Annotated in this window: 30 protein-coding genes; 16 read left to right on the top strand and 14 right to left on the bottom strand. The window is 71.3% G+C overall.

The features are described from left to right. Positions 1–75: 75 nt before the first annotated feature. Entirely contained in the window at positions 76–756 is a 681-nt protein-coding gene (locus tag ACIQIB_RS00300) for a GAP family protein (RefSeq protein ID WP_400756074.1), read from the bottom strand. 350 nt (positions 757–1,106) lie between these two features. Here ACIQIB_RS00300 and ACIQIB_RS00295 point away from each other — a divergent pair, with 350 nt between their 5' ends. Beyond that, the gene (locus ACIQIB_RS00295) at positions 1,107–2,228 is read left to right on the top strand and encodes a catalase family protein (RefSeq protein ID WP_400756073.1); all 1,122 of its coding nucleotides are present in this window, start codon (positions 1,107–1,109) and stop codon (positions 2,226–2,228) included. A gap of 56 nt (positions 2,229–2,284) precedes the next feature. Here ACIQIB_RS00295 and ACIQIB_RS00290 read toward each other — a convergent pair whose 3' ends face one another. From ACIQIB_RS00290 to ACIQIB_RS00270, 5 genes are all read right to left on the bottom strand, one after another. After that, entirely contained in the window at positions 2,285–2,596 is a 312-nt protein-coding gene (locus ACIQIB_RS00290; RefSeq protein WP_400653243.1) for a hypothetical protein, read from the bottom strand. 86 nt (positions 2,597–2,682) lie between these two features. Then, entirely contained in the window at positions 2,683–2,886 is a 204-nt protein-coding gene (locus tag ACIQIB_RS00285) for a DUF397 domain-containing protein (protein WP_400653245.1), read from the bottom strand. Between the two features lie 173 nt (positions 2,887–3,059). Further along, positions 3,060–3,263: a DUF397 domain-containing protein gene (locus ACIQIB_RS00280; RefSeq protein WP_400653247.1), complete on the bottom strand. Its 204-nt coding sequence runs from the start codon at positions 3,261–3,263 to the stop codon at positions 3,060–3,062. Positions 3,264–3,439: 176 nt separating this feature from the next. After that, positions 3,440–3,643 carry a DUF397 domain-containing protein gene (locus ACIQIB_RS00275; RefSeq protein ID WP_400653249.1) on the bottom strand — a complete coding sequence of 68 codons (204 nt, stop codon included), beginning with the start codon at positions 3,641–3,643 and terminating at the stop codon, positions 3,440–3,442. Position 3,644: 1 nt separating this feature from the next. Continuing rightward, entirely contained in the window at positions 3,645–4,505 is an 861-nt protein-coding gene (locus ACIQIB_RS00270) for a helix-turn-helix domain-containing protein (RefSeq protein WP_400653251.1), read from the bottom strand. Positions 4,506–4,817: 312 nt separating this feature from the next. Between ACIQIB_RS00270 and ACIQIB_RS00265 the strand changes: the two genes are divergently transcribed. Genes ACIQIB_RS00265 through ACIQIB_RS00250 form a run of 4 tightly spaced genes read left to right on the top strand, consistent with a single transcriptional unit; the run spans position 4,818 to position 5,867 of the window. Then, positions 4,818–5,195, top strand: coding sequence for an ATP-binding protein (locus ACIQIB_RS00265; RefSeq protein WP_400756071.1), 378 nt, complete (start codon positions 4,818–4,820; stop codon positions 5,193–5,195). Beyond that, positions 5,192–5,455, top strand: coding sequence for a hypothetical protein (locus ACIQIB_RS00260; protein ID WP_400756070.1), 264 nt, complete (start codon positions 5,192–5,194; stop codon positions 5,453–5,455). The genes ACIQIB_RS00265 and ACIQIB_RS00260 overlap by 4 nt, the downstream gene beginning before the upstream one ends. Then, the gene (locus ACIQIB_RS00255; protein WP_400756068.1) at positions 5,452–5,691 is read left to right on the top strand and encodes a hypothetical protein; all 240 of its coding nucleotides are present in this window, start codon (positions 5,452–5,454) and stop codon (positions 5,689–5,691) included. Before ACIQIB_RS00260 ends, ACIQIB_RS00255 begins: the two co-directional genes overlap by 4 nt. Continuing rightward, positions 5,688–5,867, top strand: a complete 180-nt coding sequence (locus tag ACIQIB_RS00250) for a hypothetical protein (protein ID WP_400756066.1) — start codon at positions 5,688–5,690, stop codon at positions 5,865–5,867. The genes ACIQIB_RS00255 and ACIQIB_RS00250 overlap by 4 nt, the downstream gene beginning before the upstream one ends. A gap of 120 nt (positions 5,868–5,987) precedes the next feature. Here the strand turns inward: ACIQIB_RS00250 and ACIQIB_RS00245 are convergent, their stop codons facing one another. Continuing rightward, entirely contained in the window at positions 5,988–6,119 is a 132-nt protein-coding gene (locus ACIQIB_RS00245; protein ID WP_400756065.1) for a hypothetical protein, read from the bottom strand. Between the two features lie 89 nt (positions 6,120–6,208). Between ACIQIB_RS00245 and ACIQIB_RS00240 the strand changes: the two genes are divergently transcribed. Next, on the top strand, positions 6,209–6,934 hold the full coding sequence (locus tag ACIQIB_RS00240) for a dienelactone hydrolase family protein (RefSeq protein WP_400653258.1): 726 nt from the start codon (positions 6,209–6,211) through the stop codon (positions 6,932–6,934). 388 nt (positions 6,935–7,322) lie between these two features. Here ACIQIB_RS00240 and ACIQIB_RS00235 read toward each other — a convergent pair whose 3' ends face one another. Next, positions 7,323–7,769: an anthrone oxygenase family protein gene (locus ACIQIB_RS00235; RefSeq protein WP_400756063.1), complete on the bottom strand. Its 447-nt coding sequence runs from the start codon at positions 7,767–7,769 to the stop codon at positions 7,323–7,325. Positions 7,770–7,860: 91 nt separating this feature from the next. Here ACIQIB_RS00235 and ACIQIB_RS00230 point away from each other — a divergent pair, with 91 nt between their 5' ends. After that, complete coding sequence (locus tag ACIQIB_RS00230; protein WP_400756061.1) at positions 7,861–8,439, top strand: TetR/AcrR family transcriptional regulator; 579 nt, start codon at positions 7,861–7,863, stop codon at positions 8,437–8,439. A gap of 109 nt (positions 8,440–8,548) precedes the next feature. Here the strand turns inward: ACIQIB_RS00230 and ACIQIB_RS00225 are convergent, their stop codons facing one another. Then, positions 8,549–9,187 (bottom strand): TetR/AcrR family transcriptional regulator, encoded by a 639-nt coding sequence (locus tag ACIQIB_RS00225; RefSeq protein ID WP_363605781.1) that lies wholly within the window; start codon positions 9,185–9,187, stop codon positions 8,549–8,551. A 73-nt stretch (positions 9,188–9,260) separates the two neighbouring features. Here ACIQIB_RS00225 and ACIQIB_RS00220 point away from each other — a divergent pair, with 73 nt between their 5' ends. The 4 genes from ACIQIB_RS00220 (at position 9,261) to ACIQIB_RS00205 (ending at position 12,159) form a co-directional block, all read left to right on the top strand. After that, entirely contained in the window at positions 9,261–10,163 is a 903-nt protein-coding gene (locus tag ACIQIB_RS00220; RefSeq protein WP_400756059.1) for an alpha/beta fold hydrolase, read from the top strand. 244 nt (positions 10,164–10,407) lie between these two features. After that, positions 10,408–10,869 (top strand): nuclear transport factor 2 family protein, encoded by a 462-nt coding sequence (locus ACIQIB_RS00215; RefSeq protein WP_400756058.1) that lies wholly within the window; start codon positions 10,408–10,410, stop codon positions 10,867–10,869. Positions 10,870–11,192: 323 nt separating this feature from the next. Then, complete coding sequence (locus ACIQIB_RS00210) at positions 11,193–11,663, top strand: ribonuclease domain-containing protein (RefSeq protein WP_363605785.1); 471 nt, start codon at positions 11,193–11,195, stop codon at positions 11,661–11,663. 40 nt (positions 11,664–11,703) lie between these two features. Next, the gene (locus ACIQIB_RS00205; protein WP_400756056.1) at positions 11,704–12,159 is read left to right on the top strand and encodes a barstar family protein; all 456 of its coding nucleotides are present in this window, start codon (positions 11,704–11,706) and stop codon (positions 12,157–12,159) included. A gap of 92 nt (positions 12,160–12,251) precedes the next feature. Here the strand turns inward: ACIQIB_RS00205 and ACIQIB_RS00200 are convergent, their stop codons facing one another. Further along, on the bottom strand, positions 12,252–12,665 hold the full coding sequence (locus tag ACIQIB_RS00200) for a RidA family protein (protein WP_400653271.1): 414 nt from the start codon (positions 12,663–12,665) through the stop codon (positions 12,252–12,254). 44 nt (positions 12,666–12,709) lie between these two features. Then, complete coding sequence (locus ACIQIB_RS00195) at positions 12,710–13,216, bottom strand: cupin domain-containing protein (RefSeq protein ID WP_063352400.1); 507 nt, start codon at positions 13,214–13,216, stop codon at positions 12,710–12,712. An 85-nt stretch (positions 13,217–13,301) separates the two neighbouring features. On the opposite strand from ACIQIB_RS00195, the gene ACIQIB_RS00190 reads away from it, so the two are divergent. After that, positions 13,302–13,805, top strand: a complete 504-nt coding sequence (locus tag ACIQIB_RS00190) for a MarR family winged helix-turn-helix transcriptional regulator (RefSeq protein ID WP_400756054.1) — start codon at positions 13,302–13,304, stop codon at positions 13,803–13,805. A gap of 137 nt (positions 13,806–13,942) precedes the next feature. Here ACIQIB_RS00190 and ACIQIB_RS00185 read toward each other — a convergent pair whose 3' ends face one another. Beyond that, positions 13,943–17,935: a Pls/PosA family non-ribosomal peptide synthetase gene (locus ACIQIB_RS00185; RefSeq protein WP_400756053.1), complete on the bottom strand. Its 3,993-nt coding sequence runs from the start codon at positions 17,933–17,935 to the stop codon at positions 13,943–13,945. A 633-nt stretch (positions 17,936–18,568) separates the two neighbouring features. Between ACIQIB_RS00185 and ACIQIB_RS00180 the strand changes: the two genes are divergently transcribed. Next, positions 18,569–18,859, top strand: a complete 291-nt coding sequence (locus tag ACIQIB_RS00180) for a hypothetical protein (RefSeq protein WP_363613157.1) — start codon at positions 18,569–18,571, stop codon at positions 18,857–18,859. A gap of 115 nt (positions 18,860–18,974) precedes the next feature. Here ACIQIB_RS00180 and ACIQIB_RS00175 read toward each other — a convergent pair whose 3' ends face one another. Beyond that, entirely contained in the window at positions 18,975–19,436 is a 462-nt protein-coding gene (locus ACIQIB_RS00175; protein ID WP_400756052.1) for a hypothetical protein, read from the bottom strand. Between the two features lie 64 nt (positions 19,437–19,500). Then, positions 19,501–20,883, bottom strand: a complete 1,383-nt coding sequence (locus ACIQIB_RS00170; protein WP_400653278.1) for an LCP family protein — start codon at positions 20,881–20,883, stop codon at positions 19,501–19,503. A 240-nt stretch (positions 20,884–21,123) separates the two neighbouring features. Here ACIQIB_RS00170 and ACIQIB_RS00165 point away from each other — a divergent pair, with 240 nt between their 5' ends. The 3 genes from ACIQIB_RS00165 (at position 21,124) to ACIQIB_RS00155 (ending at position 23,021) form a co-directional block, all read left to right on the top strand. Further along, entirely contained in the window at positions 21,124–21,210 is an 87-nt protein-coding gene (locus tag ACIQIB_RS00165) for a putative leader peptide (protein WP_352297720.1), read from the top strand. Between the two features lie 137 nt (positions 21,211–21,347). Further along, on the top strand, positions 21,348–21,902 hold the full coding sequence (ssuE, locus tag ACIQIB_RS00160) for an NADPH-dependent FMN reductase (RefSeq protein WP_363613151.1): 555 nt from the start codon (positions 21,348–21,350) through the stop codon (positions 21,900–21,902). 351 nt (positions 21,903–22,253) lie between these two features. Then, on the top strand, positions 22,254–23,021 hold the full coding sequence (locus tag ACIQIB_RS00155) for an ABC transporter ATP-binding protein (RefSeq protein WP_363613161.1): 768 nt from the start codon (positions 22,254–22,256) through the stop codon (positions 23,019–23,021). Positions 23,022–23,031: the final 10 nt, after the last annotated feature.

Below are 23,031 nucleotides of genomic sequence, written 5' to 3'. Positions count from 1 at the left end.
ACGACCGTGCAACCGCAACCAGTGAGGGGTCTATTCGCCGGAAGTGGGAATTCCCGTCACCGGCCGTCCGCGCGGTCAGGAGACGAGGATGCTGATGCCGTCGCCGAGCAGTTTCGCCCCGAGGACGAAGAACAGGGCCGCCATCACGGCGGCGTTGTGCCGGGCGGTCCAGTCCTTCCAGCTGCTGAGCACGCTCGTCGCCCGCTCGCCCGCGAACAGCAGGACCGCGAGTGGGGCCAGAAGTCCGAGGGATCCGATGACCACGAAGACCGCCAGCGATGCGACCTGCTGCCCGACGGGCAGCCCGGCCGCGCTGATCGAGGATGCTGCGGCGATGGTCAGCGAGGCGTTTTTGACATTGGCCGCCGACAGGGCCAGCCCGAGACCGGTGATCTTGATCGGTGTGAAGCGGTCGATCGCCGCCATCCACTTCGGAAGCTGCGCCTCCGTGGCGGCGGTGGGGCGCCGACGCCACTGCCGCACACCGAACAGCACAAGCAGCAGTCCCAGCCCGGTCTTGAGGCCGCCCACCCAGGCCGCCGGCTGCTGGTGCCCGGTGGAGGCACCGCCCGACCCGCCGATCGCCAGCATCACCGCGCCCACCGCGGAGAGCCCCACGATCCAGCCGATGGTGAACAGCGGTCCGTTGAGCCGTCCTCGTGGCGTGACCAGCACCAGGATGACGGCGATGATCGGGAGCGGGCTGATCGCGACACCGGCCGCCAGGCCCAGCACATCACCGAGAACTTTGCCCATGGCGTCCTCCGGGCGGCGATCAGGGATGAACCGACCGGCCGGGCTCGGCCGAGCCGCCCCCGCCAAACTCCTCCGTGAGCTACCCGGACGCGCGCCGGGCGGGTGGAGAACCCCTCCACAGACATCATCGACCGCCTCGGCAGGCCGCGCGACATCAACAACAGGCGAGCCGGGCGGCCGTGTTCACCGCGCGGCAGCCTGTCGGCCGTGCCTACGCTGGTGGTGACCAGAGGTTGCGGGCAATCGCCGAGCCCGCGGGCCGACGGCGGCCGTGTGCGTCGTACGGCTCCGGCTCCGAACGTCAGGCGCCGCTCTCACGGGCGGAGCCGCCGATGAGAAGTGGTCGACTCATGTCATCACGGTTCATCCCCTACACCGCGGACGTCGAGGTCGCCGAACCCGACTTCGACGACAAGCTCCGGACAGTGATCGGGAAGACGGAGCGGTACATCACCGAGTCGGTCACAGCCGAGGGCACCGGCCTTGCGGTGCGTGACGCCCACGCCAAGGGGTACGGACTCGTCAGGGGAGAAGTCGAGATCCTCGACGGGGTCCCCGCCGAGTACGCACAGGGCATCTACGCGACACCAGGGCGGCACGACGCGCTGCTGCGCTTCTCCAACGGCTCACCGCATACCGGAGCCGACGCGCGACTCGGCCGCGCGACCGGACTGGCGCTCAAGATCTTCGACGTCGGCGGCCCGACCCTCCTGGACGACGAGCCCGACACCCGCACCTTCGACTACGCGCTCATCAACGCGCCGGTCTTCTTCTGCAACACCGTGGAGCACTACCTGTTCATCCAGGAGCTCTTCCTCGAAGCGCCCACCTATTTCGCCGAGGGGCCGCCCGGCCGGCATCGCTTCTACCACGACTTCGTGACCGGCATGGGCACGCTGGACCAGGACGATTGGGCGTGGGACGAGTTCCTGGCCTTCCTCACCGTGGCACAGCGGCCCCTGGTGAACATTCTGCTGTCGACCTACTGGACGATGGGTGCGGTCCGGCACGGTGACCACATCGCCAAGGTGCGGATCGCCCCCGACCCCCGCTCCGCCGCCGCCGTGGTCCAGCGCACCCTCGACCTGACCTCGGCGGCAGAGGTCTTCCGGCCGGCTCTCGTCTCCGAACTGCGGGACCGGCCGTACGCGTTCGACATCCAGGTGCAGCTCTGCACCGGCCTGGACCGGATGCCGGTCGAGGACGTCACCGTCGAGTGGCCCGAGCAGCTGTCCCCGTTCGTCACCGTGGCCAGGCTGCGCCTCCCGCAGCAGGACATCTCGGACGAGGACAACCTCAGGAGGATGGACGCGCTCTCCTTCACCCCGTGGCGGGTGACGGCCGCACACGCGCCCCTCGGCAGCATCATGCGGGCGCGCAAGGAGGTCTACCGCCGCTCCTCCATCGTGCGTCACCGGCTCAATCGTCAGGAGCGCACGGAACCGCGCAGCGCCGACGAGGTGCTGCCGTAGAGCGGCCCTTACCGGAGCTGAACGAAGTGGGAAGTCGGAGGGGCCGACTTCCTGTGTCAGTGGGGGCGGGGGTGGAGGCGGGTGGGGTGCCAGGTGCTGTTGCGGCCGGCGGCTTCGCGGTAGGCGATGCGCTGGACGGCGGTGAGGAGGCGATAGAGGGAGAGGACGGCGTCGGACTCGTCCGCCTCGAAGCCGAGATGGTGGATGAAGTGTTCGAGCTGGGGCCAGTCGAAGTCATCCGGGGCTGAGGGGAGTTGGGTGGAGAGGTGGTGGCGTTCGGCGTGGGCGGTGAAGGCGGTGGAGACGGCGTAGTGGGTGGCGCTCAGGGCGTTGGCGAGCAGCATGTCGAGGGGTGGGGCGTCGGACATGACGGGGCTGCGCCTTTCCGAGGAGGGGTGAGGGTTGATCGTGGGCTCCTCACCGGTTGGTGAGGAGCCCACGGGCGTTGTGCGGGTCAGGCGTTGGGATCGGCGTGGTGGTCGAACTCGCCGGCCTTGGCGCCCTGGAGGAACTTGGCGAACTTCGTCGGGGAGGTGCGGACGATGACCTCGACCGTGTCGGACTCGCGGATCTCGACTATGCCGTCGACGGTGCGCACCTCCACGCAGTCGTTGCCCGAGCCGCTGAACGAGGATTTCTGCCAGTTGATGCCGGACATCCCTAACCCTTCAAGGTTGTTGGGGCGGGCATGAAGCACCCAAGGGAGCACACGAGCCCAGCGCCCGGTGCGGGCTGCAACGTTAGAGCCACCGTGCGTAGTGAATCAAGGGTGATACACAAACGGAGCGGCTCCTCACTCGGACGAGTGAGGAGCCGCAGGGCGGGCGCGGGTCAGCTGTTGAAGCCGGCGTAGTGGTCGAACTCGCCGGCCTTGGCGCCCTGGAGGAACTTGGCGAACTTCGTCGGGGTGGTGCGGACGATGACCTCGGCCGTGTCGGACTCGCGGATCTCGACCACGCCGTCGGCGGTGCGCACCTCTACGCAGGTGTCGGTGGCGCTACTGAAGGAAGCCTTCTGCCAGTCGGAACTGATCATCTTTTAATCCTTTGCATCTCGCGGGGCAGGGCATGAAGCGCCCAAGGAATCACACGAGCCCAGCGGCCTGTGCGTGCTGCAACGTTATGGCCACCGTGCGTAGTGAATCAAGTGTGATACACAAAGTGAAGCGGCCCCTCACTCGGACGAGTGAGGGGCCGCAGGGTGGGCGCGGGCTAGCTGTTGAAGTCGGCGTGGTGGTCGAACTCGCCGGCCTTGACGCCCTGGAGGAACTTGGCGAACTTCACCGCAGTGGTCTGAACGATGACGTCACCGGTGACGGATTCTCGTAGCTCGACAACCTCACCCGCGGTTCGTACTTCCATGCAGGTGTCGGTGGCGCTACTAAAGGAAGACTTCTGCCAATCGGTCTGCAACATCTCAATCCTTCAGGTTTTGAGCCGTCTCGCTGATTAGGTTGCGCGACTCCTCTTCGCTGAGGGCTGCCATCTCGATGCGGTTGAAGATGGCTCGATAGCTCTCAAGCTCGTTTGGGGAATCGAAGAAAGCGGGGCCTCGAGAGGTGTCAATTTCAATTGTGTCAAGCTCGGGAATGTCGCCGAAGCTGTAGATCAAGCTCTCGGTGGGCCCTGGGTGGGTGTGAACGGTGAAGGGGACCACGCGGATGCTGATGTTCTCCCGATGGGAGTCCTCGATCAAGCAGTTCAGTTGCTGCCGCAGCACGCTGGTGCCGCCGAACCGCGTGTGGAGGCATGACTCGTTGAGGTATGCCTCGATCTTCTTCTGTGGGTTCCGCATAAGAATGCTTCTGCGCTGCGTTCGGAAGGCAGTGTGCAGGTCGATCTCATGGACCGTGAGGCTTGGGATTTTCCGACCGAACACCCCCTTTGCGTAGTCGCCGGTCTGCAACAGTCCTGGAAGGAATGTTGTCGACCATACCTTCATGGACCCCGCAGCGAAGTCTTCGTGTTCGGCTGATTCGAGGAAGGTGCTGTGAAGCAGGCCGCGATACTCCTCCCACCAACCCTTCGTCCGGTCCTGTGTCATGTTGCCCAGTGCGTAGATGAGTGGATCGTTGAGGCACTTGCAGGCTCCAGCGATTGCTCGGATCCTCTGGCGACTGACGCCAGCCTTTCCGTTCTCCATCTGGCTGATCTGGCTCACATCAATGTCAAGAATCTTGGCGAGCTGGGGACCACTGAGTGCCGCAGCCTCGCGGATCCTGCGCAGCTCGGCGCCGAGTCGGCGTTGCCTCAGCGTCGGGTGTCGGCGTGGCGGCATTGGTTCCGTCCTTACGTGATGTGAGGCAAGTGTGCCGCGTGGCGGGAGCTTTGGTCCACCAAGAGTCTCCTAGTCACCACTTACGGGTGATGTTTGGGCGTATGAGTCTCACATGCGGGACTCTTGCTGTAGCGTCAGTCTCCGTCGGCACCCGATGCACCGTCAGTAATGCCTGCTTCAAGGGCGGTAGGTACCTGCTGCCCAGGCACCGCAGAGCAGCCACGCGTGGCCTCAACCAGTCACGCCCTGGCCTGGCTCACGGCGATGAGCCCGCCGACGCGCACTCATCCCAAACCCCCACGGAGGTCTCCCATGCGTGCCTTCAACCTGCCCGAACCGCCCGACTGGTCCGCCGCCCGCGCGGAGCTGAGTGACGCGATGTCCCTCGCCGGATGGCCGGACGGCGCCATCTACGACGCCGAACTCGCCCTCCATGAGCTGTACTTCAACGCGTGGAAGCACGGCGGGAGCCCCGCGCCGACCGTCGTCATCCTCCTCCTCGAAGGCCGCAGCCTGCGCGTCTGCGTCAGCGACGACAACCCCGTGCTGCCCGAGCCGCGCGAGCCGACCGACCCGTACGCGCAGTCCGGCCGGGGCCTGCACCTGGTCCGCGAGCTCACCCACCGCTTCGGCACCACGCCCCGCAAGAACGGCAAAATCGTCTGGTTCGAGCTGGACGCCGCCGCGTGAACGACAGCCGCGGCCGCCACCCGATCAAGCCCACCGACCCGCGCACCCGCGTCTACACCGAGGCCCAGATCACCAGCCTGATCGCCGAAGTCCACGAGCGCGGCCGCAAGTTCGGCATCATCTTCCCGTCCGCCAGCACGGACCGGACCATGGACGGCCGGGTCCTCGTCAACTTCGGCACCGCGCCGTCCACGACTCTCCTCAACCTCCTGAACCTCCTCCTCGACGCCGGTCGGGGCGGTGACCCGTGGGAGTCGTGATCCCCCTCGCCACCTCCTCGACCCAGGCCGTGCACGTCGAGCGCACCACCGTCCCCTACCTCACCGTCGAGCACGTTCCCGACGCCACCGTCCAGCTCCGCCTGGCCGTTGACCTCGACGTCCACGCCGGCCCCGGCGAACAGCTCGCCTTCCCGCTGACCCGTGACCAGGCCGAGGAACTGCTCCACGGCCTCGCCGCCCACCTCGGCACCCGCGTCCTCGGAATCCGCCGATGAGGCCCGGCACCACCGGCTTCCTCGTCGCCACCGCCTTCGCGGTCCTCCTCGCCCTCGCCATCCTCACCGTCGTCCTCGGCGTCATCACCGCCCTCAAGGTCCACGACGTCGAGGAGGCGGCCACCGACGACCCCAAGCCCGCGACCCGAGCCACCACCCGTGGCATACCCGTCTGATCCACCCGGTCGAGCGGGCCCCTCGCCCCACGAGGGGTCCGCCGGTCGTCCGTCCGGCCCCGACGGCCATGGCGGAGCCGGGCGGATCGGCTCATGACGCGGTGCTCGTGGTGGTGCGGGTCAGGCGTCGGGGTCGGCGTGGTGGCCGAACTCGCCGGCCTCGACGCCCTGGAGGAACTTGGCGCGCTTCGCCGGGGAGGTGCGGACGATGACCTCGCCCGTGTGCTCTCCGCCGGAACCAGGGCCTTCCACCGCGCCCACCCATGGGCCCACACCCGTGTTGTTCTGCCGATAGTGAAGACCGGCCCGACCGGGCCCGACCATCACTACAGTCCGGTCTCATGACGACGGTCACCACACACACGGTCGAATACCCGGCCGACGGCCTGACGATGATCGGGCACCTCGCGCTCCCCGCCGGTGCCGATCGCCGGCCCGCAGTCCTGATCGGGCCCGAGGGGCCGGGCCTGAACGACTTCCAGCGCCGCCGGGCCGACGCCCTCGCCGAACTGGGCTACGTGGCACTGGCCTTCGACATCAACGGCGGGCGCTGGTTCACCGACCCGCAGGAGATGCTGGCGCACGTGACCCCGCTGCTCGCCGACCCCGACCGGATGCGGGGCATCGGCCACGCGGCACTCGACGTGCTGCGTGCCGAACCGCGGACCGACCCCGACCGGATCGCCGCCATCGGCTACGGCACCGGGGGCGCCATCGCGCTGGAACTCGGGCGCGACGGCGTCGACCTGCGGGCGATCGGGACGGTCAACGCACTGACCACGGGCCGACCGGGCGAGGCGGCGCGCATCCGTTGCCCCGTGTGGGCCGGGGTCGGATCGGAGGACCCGATCATGCCCGCCGGGCAACGGGACGCCTTCGCCGCCGAGATGCAGGCCGCGGGCGTCGACTGGCGCCTCGTGGTCTACGGCGGAGCCCAGCACGCCTTCCACCACCCGCCGGTCGACCAGACCGTGCTCCCCGGCGTCGGCCACCACCCGCGGCACGCGCAACGGGCCTGGCGCGACGTCGTCGACCTGCTCGCCGAGTGCCTGCCCGTGACGGAGTGAGCCAGGGCGTCAGGACTGCCATCGTCATGACGCGACAGCGGAGAAAGCGACATGGAGCCCGAGGCCCTGCATCACGGTAGTCGGCACCCACGTGACGGGCCGTGAAGGTGAAAGGCGACAGCGCTCGGTCACGCTTGCGTCTGTGGTTCCAGTTCCTCGCCGGGCGGGATGAAGGTGTCGGCGCTGTCGGCGTCCTCGACAACTCCGTAGGCGTCGCCCGGGGTTCTCGAACGACCTGGCTTTCGCGGAAGTCGCGATCACGATAGAGGCAGAACCTCCGGTAGAGGGGGTCCTGGGTTCCGCGGGCGGTGTGGATCCGTGCGAATCGTCGGCCACCGCCCACGGAGTAGAGGAAGTGCCACCACCTGCGCGGTCTTGGCCCGCGGGCTCAGACGAGGGCGGCGGCCAGCAGGGCGAAGGCGGCGATGATGACGGCAACGCGGACGTAGTGGAAGCGGTTCCAGCGGTTCGTCTGCTCCTTCCAGTCCTCGGGCCGGTTCTCGGGGGTCCACGTCTTGCCCCGGTTGTTGATCGGGACGAGCAGCAGGAGCGACATGATCACGCTGAGGATCAGCAGCGCGGCGGCGGTGACGACGAGGCCGGTGCCGTGGTGGTGCCATCCGGCGATGGCCCAGACCGCGACGAGGACGAGCGAGCCGATGTACCAGACCGGCATCACGGCGCCGAGCATCCGGGCCCCGTGGGCGCGGCCGAGTTGGCCACTGTCACCGGGGAGTGCGTTGAGGATCGGGTTGATGACGAAGGCGACGGAGAACTCCACCCCCACCATCAGGCCGACGACCACGATGGTGAACACCTCGAGTGCGTTGAGCATGATGACCCCTCCTGGCATCTAGTGTTGCTAGCTGATGAGGCAACGCTAGTACTGCTGCCGCTTGCTTGTCTAGCGATGCTAGGATCGAGCCATGTCGGTACAGGAACGCAAGCAGCGCGAACGGGCGGAGCGCGAACGCCTCATCGTGGCGACGGCCCGCGAACTCGCCGAGCAGCAGGGCTGGGACGCGGTCACCACCCGCCGGCTCGCCGAGCGCATCGAATACAGCCAGCCCGTCCTCTACAGCCATTTCCGCGGCAAGCGCGAGATCATCGGCGCCGTCGCCCTCGAGGGTGCCGCCGAGATGGCCGCGGCGCTGCGGGCCGCGACCTCCGCCGCGGACGGCCCTCGCACCCGGGTCACCGCCCTCGCCCGCACTTACCTCGACTTCGCCGAGCGCAACCCGGCGGTCTACGACGCCATGTTCCAGCTCGACGGCGGCCTGGCGTTCGCACACGAGGACACCCCGGAGCCGCTGAAGGACGCCTTCGCCGCCCTGCTGGAAAGCCTCGGCGAGGTCGCCGGGGACGGCGTCCACCCGGCACTGTTCACCGAGGTGTTCTGGGCGGCCCTGCACGGGCTGGCCACCCTGACCCGGGCGGGACGGCTGCCGCCGGCGGATGCCGAGCGGAGGGTGGAGCTGCTGGTGGGCCGGCTCGCCATGGTCTGACCCATCGTCCGAACGGGCGGGCAGCCGGGGTCTTCCGGCCCGGCTGCCGGCCTACGGCATCGCTTCTGGTCACTCGCGCCCACGCGGCGCAGCCGCAGATCGCTTCGATTCACATGGCTGTTGTGCCACGGTCGTCGGAGGCCTGTGAACCGGGGAAGAGCCGACCGAGGTGGTAGTGCAGGACGGCGGTCGCGTCGTCCGCCGTCCGCTGCCCGAGCAGGACGCTGAGGCCGAGGCCGGCCGAGGCCGCCATGAGGACGACGGCCTCCTGGCGGGCGTCCAGGCGCGGATCGGTGTCGCCGGCCTGTCGGGCGGCGGTCAGTCGGCCGGCCAGGAAGTCCTCCATCTCGTTGGGCGCCGCGAGGAACGACCGGCCGGCGAGTGCGGGGTCGGTGACGGAGAGCACCGCGTACTCGGTGTGGACGAGGTGGAAGGTCCGGCTCTCCTCGTCGGTCGGTACGGCTTCGAGCAGGACCGCCTCGACGATGTCGCGCGGAGCCGGCGAGGGCCCGGCCGTCCTCACCCGGTCGCGGACCCGCTCGCCCATGCGCACGGCCAGGCGGGTCATCGCGGCGAGCAGGAGTTGTTCCTTGGTGTCGAAGTAGTACTGCACGAGCCGCACCGAGACACCCGCCTCGATCGCGACGGACCGCATGGTGACGGCATGCAGCCCGGTGTCCGCCGCCGTGCGGAGCAGGGCGTCGATGATGTGGGCTCGCCGCTCCTCGTGATCCACCAGCTTCGGCACCGGACCTCCTTCGAATATTTTTATGGTACAAACATACCATCAAGCCCTGTTGTTTCGTGCACCGGGAGGGATCATGACCAGGACAGGCGTCGGACACTTCGTCAGCGAGGAAGCCCGGACGAAGTTCCTTGAGGCATACGACCGGGCGATGGAACTGTGGCCACGCCCCCGCCGGGAACTCGATGTCGAAACCGCCTACGGCACCGTCCACGTCCACCACTACGGGCCCGGGACCGGCGAACCGATCGTGCTGCTGCACGGCCACGCCGGACACGCGTCCAACTGGTACCCGCAGATCGCCGCCCTGGGCGAGCACCACCCGGTCTACGCGATCGACACGCTGGACGACCCCGGCCGCAGCGTTCAGCGCGCCGTCGCAACGGGATCCAGGGAGAACGCCGCCTGGCTCGGCGAGGTCTTCGCCGGCCTCGGACTGGAAAAGATCCACCTGGTCGGCTTGTCCTACGGTGGGTGGCTGGCCCTCAACCAGGCCGTCCACGCACCCGAGCGCCTCGCCTCGATCGCACCGCTGGACCCGGGTGGCATCGAGAAGGTCCCCGCCCGGTTCTACGCGCACATGATCGGGGGCCTGTTCGGAATGCTCGCCCCACGGCGCTTCCGCCCCGCGCTGGGGCGCCTGCTCGCCAACCCCGCACTCGGCTCACCGCCCGAGATGATCGCCCCCCTGATGCTGGGCATGCGGACCTACAAGCCGAACACCCGCCCCGCGGCCAGGCCGTTCACCGACGCGGAGCTGAGCTCCATCGAGCTGCCCACCCTCGTCCTGCTGGGCAGCCGCAGCGCCCTCCTCCGGCCGCGCCAGGCCCTCAAGAGGGTCACCGCGCTGATCCCGGGAGTCCGGGCCGAGATCGTGCAACGGGCCGGCCACGGACTCAACCTGGACCGCCCCGGCCTGGTCAATGAACACCTGCTGCGGTTCATCATCTCCTGCCGGCAGGAGACGCGGAGTCAGTAGCCGGGCAGGGGCTGTGCCACCGCCGGGCAGATGAGTTCGGAGTCGCTGGGCCGGGGTGGTCGTCCCGTCCGTCGAGTTCCTCCGGTCCCGTCGCCGGCCTTCACATAAAGTGGGGTCAAGAGGGTCTCCAAGTCGGGCGTCACAACCGGATCTTGGGGGCCTTCGCCACGTCCGTACGCCCGAAGTCCCGGCCTGTCGCTCGTATGAGCCCGGCCGCGCGTTGACCGAACGGAGCCCGACCGCCATGCCGGACACAACCTCCACCAGCCCCGGCCCTCGTGAGGTCCTGGCCCGCTACCAGCGGGCGATGCTGGACAAGTCCGCGGACGACCTGGCCGATCTGTACGCGGTCGACGCCGTCCACGAGTTCCCGTTCCTGTCCCCCGGCATGCCCGCGCGCTACCAGGGGAGCGAAGAGGTCCGCGCGGGCTACCGGGCGGCCTGGGGCGCGAGCCCGGCGCAGCCGAGGGAGATCCACGAAGTCGCCGTGCACGAGAGCACCGACCCCGAGGTGATCACCGTCGAGCAGGTCGTCACCGGGACCGTGGCCACCACCGGCCAGACCTTCAGCATTCCCGGCCTCCTGGTGCTCCGGGTCCGCAACGGCCGGATCGTCCATGTCCGCGACTACATGGACGGGCTCGGCGTGGCCCACACCATGGGTCGACTGGACGCCGTGGTCGCCAGTCTCGGCGACCGCCGCTGAAGCCCTGACTTCGGACTCATTCGTCTGGAAACCGCCAGGTCTCCGACGCTCCCACGAGGGGCACCGCTGTTCCCCGCAGCCGGACGGTCGCCTCCGGTGATCCCGCCCGCCCCCCCCGTTCCGAAGGCGAGGCGTCACCCTGCCCCGGCCCCCGGGGAGCGAGGTCTCCCGGAGTGGCAGGCCGAAGTCACCGGTGTCCCGCCCATCACCCGGTCGGGTGGTAGCCCGTTGAGCGCGGCGTGGTCGCCCACCGGCTTTCACCCCCGCGCGGTACTCCTTCTCTCGGCCTCAACCCACCTCCATCCCAAGGCAGGTACCCCCGTATGACCACGTTCCCCGTCCGGGCCGGCCGACTGGCCAAGGCAGCGCTGGTGCTCTCCCTCGCCCTCGCCGCCCTCCCGGCGGCGGCCGCGCTGCCCGCCTCGGCCGCGCCCGCTGTCGCTCCAGTCCTCGCACCCGCCGACGCCATCTACCCGCCGCTGTCGGTGGAGGACCTCCCGGCGCAGGTCGGCCGCGCCTGCGCCATCTGGCGCGACCTCGACTGGCCCACCACCGCCAGGCCGGTGGACTACCGGATCCCCGGCCCCGAGTACATCCGCGGCGGCAACCCGTACGGCAACCGCAGCGGCGACCTCCCGGCCGGTGGCCAGTACCACGAGTACGATGTCAACCCGCGTCCCACCCCGACCACCCACCGCGACGCCGAGCGGATCATCCGCGACGAGGACACCCGGCAGGTCTGGTACACCGACGACCACTACGACAACTTCCGTGAGATCGCGGGCGGATGCTGACCGCCACCACCGCCCTCCGCGACCGTACGGGCGCCATCGCATGACCGACCCGACCCCGCTGGACCTGCTCGCGGCCGCCCGGTGGGACCTCCTGCCGGGCCGTCCGTGGGCCGGCCTGGCGGACCCGTGCACCAGCGGCGCCGTCCACTCGCACCGCGTACGCGGCGAACTCTGCCGGACCAAACAGGAGTTGTTCAACGAGTGGGCCAAAGCCCTGGCGTTCCCGGCCTACTTCGGCCACAACTGGGACGCCTTCGAGGAATGCCTCGCCGACACCCGTTACCCGCCCCGGCAGTCGGACCCGGCCGGGCTGCTGATCCTGGTGAGCGGCGCCGAGGCCGTCCTCGTCGATGAGCCGGTCCGCGAGCTGACGATCCTGCTCCAGGTCCTCGACACGGCCGCCACCGACGTGGGCCCGTCCCTGCGGGTGCTGTTCCTCAGCGACGACCCCGGCGCCGTGGAACGACGGCTGCGCGCGGCGACCCGGGCCATGTGAGCGGTCTGCGCCGACTCGAACGACGCCGGGCCGACCAGGGCGGCACGGCGAAGGGGTCCCACCGACCGGTGGGACCCCTTCGCGTGGGCGGGTCAGCCCGCCGCCGCCGGCCGGACCGCGACCGCGTCGATCTCGAAGAGCATCCCCGGCAGGGCGAGCGAGGCGACCCCGCTGAGCGTCTGCGCGGGCAGCCGGTCGCCCCAGGCCCCGGCCAGGGCCCTGCCGAGGACGGCCAGCTTCTCCAGGTCGTGGTCGACGATGTACGAGCCGAGCCGGACGACGTGCTCGAAGCCGAGGCCGACCCCGGCGAGCGCGGTGCGCAGGTTGGCGAGGGCGAGCTCCACCTGGGCGGCGAAGTCGCCGGGCACGACCTGGCCGGTGGCGTCGGAGGCGTACTGGCCGCCGATGAACACCGGTTCGCCGGGCGCGGAGGCGGCGTGGCTGTAGCCGAACGGCGTCGGGTCGTGCAGGCCGGGCGGGTTGGTGATGGTGCGGGTGTCGGTCACGGGGTTCCTCCCCTGTTGTCGGGCCGGGCCCGGTGCCGGGCGGTCTACGGCTCGGACCGGGCGGCTTCCTCCCGGGCGTCGCGCCAACTCGGCGACTCCAGGAAGTGGTTGTCGAAGAGGTCCTGCTTGGCGAGCAGCTCCTCGACCGTCGCCTCGCCCGCGCGGATGCGCTCCAGCAGGCGGAAGTAGTCGAAGCGCTCCACCCCGGGGGTGATCACGATCAGCAGGTCCGCCCCGGAGTCCGGCGCCGCCGCGAAGGCGTGCGGCAGATGGGGCGGCACCACCACGAGGTCGCCGCTCCGGGCGGTGACCACCTCGTTCCCGACCAGCACCTGGGCCGAGCCGTCGACGACGAAGAACAGCTCCGAGGAACCCCCGTGGTAGTGCGGAGTGGCGCCGTCCTTTCCGCGTCCCAGCGTGACGCGCAGGGTGCTCAGGGCGCCGCCGGTGGCGCTGGAGTCCGCCAGCAGCCGCCCCTTGCCGCCGAGCATTCCGACGGTCTCGGCTTCGTCGCCCCGCACCACCACGGCTTCCGGTCCGATCAACGTCATTGGCCTCTCCCCACAGTGAGCGCTCCGATAGTTCCCTGGCTGATAGTACTACGTCTAACTATCTCCCATCGAATAATATGCCCCTATGGATCACGTGGACGTCATGCTCGACCAGTGGAGCCGGGAGCGCCCGGACCTCGACCTGGCGGCGGTCGGCACCGTCGGCCGCCTCGGCCGATTCGCGCTGCTCGCGGGCCGGGCCGTCGAAGAGGTGTTCAAGCAACACGGCCTCCGGCGCGGCGAGTTCGACGTCCTCGCCACCCTGCGCCGCTCCGGCGCCCCGTACGAACTGATGCCCTCCGAACTCGCCGCGCTGCTGCTGATGTCGCGGGCCGGCATGACCAGCCGGATCGACCGGCTGGAATCGGCGGGCCTGGTGGAACGCCGCACCGACCCGGCGGACCGGCGCAGCGTCCGCATCGCCCTCACCGTGGCCGGCCGCGCCCTCGTGGACGCCGCCTTCACCGACCACGCGGCCAACGAGACCGCGCTGCTCTCCGCCCTCTCGGACGAGGAACGGGCCGCCCTGGACGGGCTCCTGCGCAAACTGCTCGCCGACGTCGAGGGCGCGGAGAGCCCGGCGTCCTGACGGCCCCGCCCGATGACCAGGGCCGCCCGCGACCGGCCCGGCGACCGGCCCGCGGCCGCCCCGGAACGCCGTCGGCCGCCGTACGCGAGGAACGCGTACGGCGGCCGACACCCGGTGCGCCCTGCCGTCCGTGACGACTACCGCACCCTGACGTACTCCGCTTCCGCCGCGGCCCGACGCGGCGTCTCCGGCGGTTCCGCCACGGCCGTGGCGGTGGCCGCGGCCGCCGGCCAGGCGGCGATCGGGTTGCCCAGCCAGCGCCCCCCGTCCGGGACCTTCTCACCGCGCATCACCAGCGAGGCGGGCCCGACCGTGGTGCCGGCGCCCAGCGTCGAGCCCGGCAGCACGATGCTGTGCGGGCCGGTGGTGGCGCCCGCCCGCAGCCGCACGGCGTCCAGCCGCATCACCCGGTCGTGGAACAGATGGGTCTGCAGCACCGTGCCCCGGTTGACGCTCGCGCCCGCCTCGACCGCGACCAGGTCGCTCTCCGGCAGCCAGTGCGTCTCGCACCAGACCCCGCGGCCGATCTCGGCACCCAGGCTCCGCAGCCAGAAATTGAGGTACGGCGTGCCGGTCAGCGTCTGCCCGCCCCACGGCATGGCGAGATCCTCCACGAAGGTGTCGTACAGCTCGTTGCGCCAGACGAAGCTGGACCAGAGCGGGTGCTCGGCGGCCTTGAAACGCCCGACCAGCAGCCACTTCGCCACCGTGGTGACCAGGCAGGCGGCGATCGCGGCGGCGATCAGCACCACGCCGCCGCCGGCCAGCGAGACGGCCAGCCCGTAGCGGTCCCGCAGCTCCTGGAGCGCACCGAAGACCAGGTTGCCGAGGACGACGGCGAGCGCCAGCGGGATGAAGCGGCAGAGCTCCACCGCCGCCCGGGCCAGCACCAGCCGGCGCGGCGGGTTGTAGGTGCGGCTGTCCTCGCCCGCGTCCGCCACCCGGGGGAGGGCGAAACCGGGGCGGCCCAGCCAGGAGGAGCCGGGCTGGCTGCGCACCGGCGCGTCCGAGAGGACGCCGACCAGGGCGTGGTCGGGCAGGGTGCGGCCGGGGCCGACGATGCCGGAGTTCCCCACGAACGCGCGGCGCCCGACCCGCGCCGGGCCGACCCGCAGCCAGCCGCCGCGCAGCTCGAACGGCGCGATCAGGGTGTCGTCGGCCAGGAACGCGCCGTCGTCCACCTGCATCAGCCCGGGCAGCGCCAGCACGGTGGAGGCCTCCACCCGGCGGCCGACCTTGGCGCCGAGCATCCGCAGCCAGACCGGGGTGAACAGGCTCGCGTAGAACGGGAAGAGCGAGCGGCGCGCGGTGTCGGTCAGCCGGCTGACCGCCCAGACGCACCAGGCCACCTTGCCGTGCGCCGGGTGGAAGCCGGGCCGGATCGGCCGGCTGAACAGCCGGACCAGCAGCGCCACCAGTCCGGCGTAGCAGGCGACCGTCACCACGGTCAGCAGCACGCTGGCGGGCAGGAGCTGGATCAGCGCGCCGCCGAGCGTGCGGTCACCGTCGATGATCGAGTAGAGCAGGACGAGCGCGGGGGCGGCGGCGACCACCGGGAGCAGGCCGAGGCCGAGCAGCCCCAGCCCGTACGCCAGGTCCCAGCGGCGGGAACGGGCGCGGCGGCGCAGCCGCGGCCCGTTCGGCGCGGGCCAGGCCGGGCGCGGTTCGGTGCTGGGCCGGGCGGGGGAGCCGTGCCAGAACCCGCCCGCCGGGACGACGCCCAGGACGCAGCTGCCGGGGGCGATGTCCGCACCGGCCCCGACCCGGGCGCCGGGCATCAGGGTGGACCGGGTGCCGATCCGGGCGCCCTCGCCGATCTCCACCGTTCCGAGGTGCAGCACATCGCCGTCCAGCCACCAGCCGGCCAGGTCGACCTCGCCCTCGACGGTGCAGCCCGCGCCCAGCCGGGCCAGGCCGGTCACCGGCGGCAGGGTGTGCAGATCCACGCCCTCGCCGACCTCGCAGCCCAGGGCCCGCGCGTAGTGCCGGGCCCACGGTGTGCCGGAGAGACCGGCCACCCCGAACGCGACCGCCGCCCGCTCGGCCGTCCACACCCGCAGGTGGACGGCGCCGCCCCGGGGGTAACTCCCGGGCCGCAGACCGGCGGTGAGCAGACGGGCGGTACCGGCGCCGAGCGCCATCCGGCCGGGCGCGCTGGAGAGCAGCAGCAGCCCGGTGATGACGAGCCACCAGGACGTCTTCGGGGCCCAGGTCAGGTTGCCCCCGGTCAGGTTGTCGAGCGCGGCCAGGGCCAGCACCCAGCGCAGCCCGCCGAGGGTGAACAGCGCGGCCAGCACCAGGGTCTGCCAGAGACCCGCGCGCAGCGGGGTGGGGCGCACCCGGCGCTCCTCGTGCGGACCGCCGCCCAGCTCGTCCAGCCGGGCCGCGAGACCGGGCAGGGTGGGGTGGGCGTAGAGGTCGGCGACCGAGACGTCGGGGTAACGGGCGCGCAGCACGGAGACCAGCTTGGCGGCGGCCAGACTGGTGCCGCCCAGGGCGAAGAAGTCGCCGTCGGCGCCCACGGGTTGGCCGAGCAGCGCCTCCCACTGCCCGGCCAGCCAGCCGGCCGTGCCGTCCGGGCGGGGCCCGGCCTCCGGCTGCGGGCCGGCCGGGGCGAGTGGCCAGGGCAGCGCGTTCCGGTCGACCTTGCCGGAGGTGCGGGTGGGCAGGTCGTCCAGCACCGCCAGCACCGGTACCAGGGACTGCGGCAGCCGCTCCAGCAGGGTGCGGCGGGCGGCGGCGAGGTCGAGCGTGCCGCCCGGGCCCGGTACCAGGTACCCGACCAGCAGCTGGCCCCCGGCCGGGGTGGTCCGCACCGCGGCGGCGGCCGCCCGGACCCCGGGCAGCGCCTGGAGCGCGGCGTCCACCTCGCCGAGCTCGATCCGGCGGCCGGCCAGCTTGACCTGCTCGTCGGCGCGGCCGACGAAGACCAGGCCGCGCGGGTCGTTGCGGACGAGGTCGCCGCTGCGGTACACCCGGGCGCTGCCGAGCCGCGGATGCGCGATGAACTTCTCGGCGTCCTTGGCCGGGTCCAGATAGCGGGCGGTGCCGACGCCGCCGATCAGCAGCTCGCCGGTCTCGTCCCAGCCCACCGGGTGGCCCGTGGCGTCCACCACGGCGATCTCCCAGCCGTCCAGCGGGGCGCCGATCCGCACCGGCTCGCCGGGCAGCAGCCGGGCGGCGGTGGCGACCACGGTGGTCTCGGTGGGGCCGTAGGTGTTCCAGAACTCGCGGTGGGGCGCGGCCAGCCGCTCGACCAGCTCGGCCGGGCAGGCCTCGCCGCCGACGATGACCAGCCGGACGGCGTCCAGGCACTCGTCGGGCCAGAGCGCCAGCAGGGTGGGCACGGTGGAGACCGCCGTGATGCCGCGCTCGACCAGCCACGGGCCGAGGTCCGTCCCGGCCTTGACCAGCGAGCGGGGCGCGGGCACCAGGCAGGCGCCGTGCCGCCAGGCCAGCCACATCTCCTCGCAGGAGGCGTCGAAGGCGACGGAGAGACCGGCCAGCACCCGGTCGCCGGGGCCGAGCGGGCGCTCCCGCAGGAAGATCCGGGCCTCGGCGTCCACGAAGGCCGCGGCCGAGCGGTGGGTGACCGCGACGCCCTTGGGCCGGCCGGTGGTGCCGGAGGTGAAGATGATCCAGGCGTCGTCGGCGGGGGAGGGGCGTCCGGGCCGGCCGCCGGGCGCGCACCGCGGATCGGCGGTCAGCTGCCTGCCCGCACCGATCACCGCGCAGACCCGGGCGTCCTGCCAGATCAACTCGGCCCGCTCGTCCGGGTCGTCGGCGTCGACCGGGACGTAGGCGGCGCCGGTCCGCAGCACGGCCAGGATCGCCACGTACAGGTCGGCGGTGCCCGAGGGGACCCGGACGCCCACCCGGTCGCCGGTGCCGATGCCGTGCGCGGCCAGCCGGTCGGCGAACCGCTCGACCTCGTGCAGCAGCGCCCGGTAGTCGAGGGCCGTTCCGCCGACGTCCAGCGCCGGCGCGTGCGGGTGGGTTCCGGCGGTTCTGGCGAGGATGTCCAGCAGGCTGCGGGGCTCCGGCGCTTCGGCCACCGGCCAGCCGGCTGCACGGCCCGGCGCGGGTCGGCGCAAGGTGCCCGCCCCGCCCGTGTTCTCGTGTGCGTCCATAGGAGTTTCTTCCTCAGATCCGTGTACAGAATGACGACGCGGATGAGCCGTTCCCCCGCACGGGAGCGGCAGCGCGCGACGATCTCGATGGGGGTATCGGACGGATGCCGCGCCCATTCACCATGACTCGCCCCGGGCGTGCGCGGATGCGGAAATGGCGAGACCAAAGGAAATTCTCATCATCCATCCCGACCATTGGCCTGGGGGAGTCGGCCACTCGGCCGAATTGGTGAATCCGCAGGTGGGGACCGTGTTTCGGCGTGTGAACACGCGGACGACACACTGGAACCGCACGAAAAATCGAATGGAAGTTCACATTCCCCGCACAGGTGGAGGGTTAGGCCGATTGGCCGTCCGGACGGTCACCCGGGAACTCGGCAAACTTCTGGATAAGCAATTCCCCCGTTTTGGTGAATTGCATACGGACCAGCCGGTAATCCCTCCCTGGGCACGGGCTGGGCACCGCCTGGGCACTGGCTGGGCGCCGCCGGTGGGCCGGTCGGCCGTACGTCCCCGGGTTCGAGATGCGCGTGCGGGTGACCTGTGCTTTCGGAACGTGGCGACCCGGGTACGGACTGCCACGAAGACGGGAGCCCCCGTTCCTTCGTCACCCCTTCCCCGGAGGTATCGACCATGCGACGTCTCGCAACCGTGTGCGCCACCCTCGCCGCGGCCGGAGCGATGGCCCTGGCCGTCCCCGCCGCCGCCCTCGCCGCGTCGGGCAACCTGTACGTCAGCGGCCACCGGTACCAGAACCCGAGCGGCTGTTACGACAGCGAGCGCTGGCCGCTGTCGGTCACCAACGACACCAACGAGGTCGCCTACGTCTACGAGCACGCGGACTGCCGGGGCCGGGTGCTGGGCATCGTCCGCCCGGGCGAGGAGCGCACCTTCGAGTTCGGGGCCAGCGTCTACATCAAGTGACCCCGGGCCTCGGGTCCGAGGCCGCGTCCGGTGATCGGGGCGGGTCCGCTGGGGTGGGCCCGCCCCGCCGCATGCCGACCGTCCCGTGCGGGCCGGCCCGGGGCGCGGGGTGCGGTCAGGGAGTGGCGGCCGGGGCCCAGACCCCTTCGCGTACACCCACCTTGCGGGCCGGGACGCCCGCCCAGATCTCGCCGGGGCCGGTGGAGCGGGTGAGGACGGCGTTGGCGCCGACGACGGTGCCGGCGCCGACGGTCAGCACGCCCGCCTTGCACACCACCTTGGCGCCCGCGCACAGCACCGCGCCGTCCTCGACCACCACCCGCCGCATCGCGCTGAGTTCCTGCGGCACCCACGGGTCGGCCCGGCCGATCGTCACGCCGTTGTAGAGCGTCACACCGGCGCCGAGCGTGGTGTACGGGTGCAGGACGGTGCCGAAGCCGCGGTGGAACACCGCCAGCCCGGGCCCGATGTCGACCGCCGCGGGCACCTCCACCCCGTACAGGGCGAGCGCCTCCTGGACCAGGCGGCCCAGGAGGCGGTGGCGGCGGCGGTAGATGAGCGCGGTGACGAGAGGCATCCACCCATTGTGTCCGTGCGGTCACCCGGCGTCACGTCTGCCGGTCACCCGGACCCGGGAGCGGTCACTTGAACTCGGGGACCGCCGTGTCGTTCTTGAAGGCGTCGAAGACCTGCTTGGCCTTGGCGGTGTCCCACTTGACCGCGGACTCACCGGTGTTGGTGCGGTAGTTCGGGTCGGCGATCGGGACGGTGATGCTCCTGCCGTCACCGCCGTTGACGTCCTTCATCGCGAGGAAGAGGGAGCCGAGGTCGGTCAGGCCGGCGTCGTCGTCGACGATCAGGGTGCCGAGGCCGGAGTCCACCAGCGGGTAGAAGGTGAACGGGTTGAGCACGGTGAGGGGGGAGGCGGCCTGCTTGGCGAGGGCGCCGAGGAACTTCTGCTGGTTGCGCATGCGGCCGAGGTCCTGGTCGGCCATCTGGTGGCGCTGACGGACGAAGGCGAGGGCCTGGGTGCCGGTGAGGTTCTGGCAGCCGGCCTTGAGGTCGAGGCCGGAGTCCTTGTCCTTGACGTCCTGCTCGATGCACATGTCCACGCCGCCGATCGAGTCGACGATGCCGACGAAGCCGGCGAAGCCTATCTCGGCGTAGTGGTCGATGTGGATGCCGGTGTTCGTTTCGACGGTCTGGGTGAGCAGCCTGCCGCCACCGGCCGCGAAGGCCGAATTGATCTTCGCCGTCGACGACTTGACGGTCTTTCCGTTGTCGCCGGGGTGCTCCGGTATCGGCACCCAGGAGTCCCGGGGGATGCTCATCAGGGTGTTCCCGTTGTCCCCGACGTGCAGGATCATCATCGAGTCGCTGCGCTTGCCGCCCGCGTGACCGGTGTGCAGGTCCTCCTCCTGGGAGTCGGAGAGGCCGTCCCTGCTGTCGGAGCCGACGATCAGCCAGTTGGTGCCCTTCCCGGCGGCCGGGCGGCCGGGGTAGTCGGCGAGCACGTTCTCGTGGTTCAGCTTGGAGTCGGCCCAGAACCAGGTGGAGACCGAGGTGACCATCAGGGCGGTCAGGACGCCGAAGACCGACCACTTGACGATGCGGCGCCGGGGCCAGCGCGACGGGCCAGGGGTGGCGGGCGGCCGGGTGCCGCCCGGGGTTATCGGACCGCCGGGCCCGCCCGGGCCGCCCGGGCCGCCCGGACCAGGCCGGCCGGGCGCCCCCGGACCCTGCGGCGGTACGCCCCCGGGCCGGGCCGGCTGCCCGTACCCCTGCGGCGGCGGCCCGTAGCCCTGCGGGGCCCCCGGCGACTGCGCGGGCGTCCGGGCCGGCTGCCCGGACGGCTGCGGCCGGCGCGGCGCCGGAGCGCCCGGGCCGCGCGGGTTCAGCGACGACGGCAGCGGCGGCTCGGCCCCCGAGCCGCCGCCGCGCCCGTACGCGCCGCCGCCACCACCGTTGCCGCCGCCGTACGGGTTCCCGCCGCCCCCCGGGCGGCCCTCCTGCCACGTGTTCATGTGGGAGAGGATGCCCGACGCCGGCCGCGGTGACTCCCCCCGGGGCCCCCACCAGGCCCCTTGTAGCGGTTTTGATGCACGGGCCGGATCGTTCCACCGCATCGTCCCGAAGCGCCCGCGGCCGGGCCCCGACCGGGTCCGCGGCCCGGCCCGGTGCGGCCGTGGCCGTCTCACCATGCGTCTCACCCTGTGTTCACCAGCCGGAACGATCCTTGACCGGCCGGAACGCTGCGTGTTTGCATGACTGCCATGGATCAGCGATGGACTCTCACGCGTCGGCGTCACGTCGACCTTCAGCGTGTGTCCTGCTCCCTCTGTCGTGGCTGACGCGCGCCCGTCGAACCCTCTCCGTCCTCCCCGCTCCGCCGCCGCCTTGCGGCGGCTTCAGCGTTGCGCCGTTTCCGTCCTTCCCGACGCTCCGCCGTCGTAGCGCCGTCCCCGCTTCCTGCCCCGAGGTGAACCCCATGGCCACCGTCCTGTCCGTCTCCGGCTCCCCGTCCGCGACCTCCCGCACCACCCGCCTGCTGCGCCACGTCGACGCGCGGCTCGAAGCCCGGGGCCACCACGTCGTCCCGTTCGAGGTGCGCAGCCTGCCCGCGCACGCCCTGCTCTCGGGGGACTTCTCCCACCCCGACATAGTCGCGGCCACCGAACTGTTCGCGCGGGCGGACGGCGTGGTCATCGGGACCCCGGTCTACAAGGCGGCCTACTCGGGCCTGTTGAAGACCCTGCTCGACGTGCTGCCGCAGTACGCGCTGACCGGCAAGGCCGTCCTGCCGCTGGCCACCGGCGGCTCCGCCGCGCACGTGCTGGCGGTGGACTACGCGCTGCGCCCGGTGCTCAGCTCGATGGGCGCCGGCCACATCACCCAGGGCTGGTTCGTGCTCGACCGCCACATCACCGTCGGGGAGGACGGCGGCACCACCATCGAGCGGGAGACGGACGTGCTGCTCACGCCGGTGGTCGAGGCGTTCGCGACCGCGCTGGAGCGGCTCGCCGCACCCGCCCTCACCGCCTGAGGAGAATTGACGCACCGTCAGGAATTCTCCCGTACGGGCCGACCCTGAGGAGGGGCGCCGCTACCCCTAGGGGGAGGGGCGCCCCTCCCCGTACATCTCCGGTTGGGCCGCTTCATCCCGGCGGATGACGAGTGATCCGCGGGCCGCTCCTAACGTTGTCCTTATCCCCACTCGTGCGAACGAGGGCGAGGCTCAGCGGAACCGGAGCCGGCCACACGCGATGGGTGGTGCTAACTCCCGGTCGAGGACTACCGCCTCCGCCATGTCGCAGGACAGGCGGGGGCGGCGAGGCTGGGGGCAACGGGTGGGCCCACTTCTTAGGAGACTTCAGTGACGACGGCAGCAGCAGCCGTGTACGACCCCCAGCTTCCCGCCGGCGACGCCGGTGTCGCGGCCTCGGCCCGGCAGGTGACCAAGGCCTACGGCTCGGGCGAGACCAGGGTCACCGCGCTGGACGCGGTGGACGTCGACATCCAGCGCGGCCGCTTCACCGCGATCATGGGCCCCTCCGGCTCCGGCAAGTCGACCCTGATGCACTGCCTGGCCGGCCTGGACACCGTCACCGAGGGCCGGATCTGGATCGGTGACACCGAGATCACCGGCCTGAAGGACAAGCAGCTGACCAGGCTGCGCCGGGACAAGATCGGCTTCATCTTCCAGGCCTTCAACCTGCTCCCGACGCTGAACGCGCTGGAGAACATCACGCTCCCGATGGACATCGCCGGCCGCAAGCCGGACACCGCCTGGCTGGAGCAGGTCGTGGAGACCGTCGGCCTGGCGGGCCGCCTCAAGCACCGTCCGACCCAGCTCTCCGGCGGCCAGCAGCAGCGCGTCGCGGTGGCCCGGGCGCTGGCCGCCCGCCCCGAGATCATCTTCGGCGACGAGCCCACCGGCAACCTCGACTCCCGGGCCGGCGCCGAGGTGCTGACCTTCCTGCGCCGCTCGGTGGACGAACTGGGCCAGACCATCGTCATGGTCACCCACGACCCGGTCGCCGCCGGCTACGCGGACCGCGTGCTGTTCCTCGCCGACGGTGTGATCGTCGACGAGATGTACGCCCCCACCGCCGACTCCGTCCTCGAACGCATGCGCCGTTTCGACGGCAAGCGCACGAGCTGAGCGGGGAACC

The sequence above is a fragment of the Kitasatospora sp. NPDC092286 genome (genome assembly GCF_044755565.1).
GTDB lineage: Bacteria > Actinomycetota > Actinomycetes > Streptomycetales > Streptomycetaceae > Kitasatospora.
This window is presented reverse-complemented; position numbering and strand designations above follow the sequence as displayed.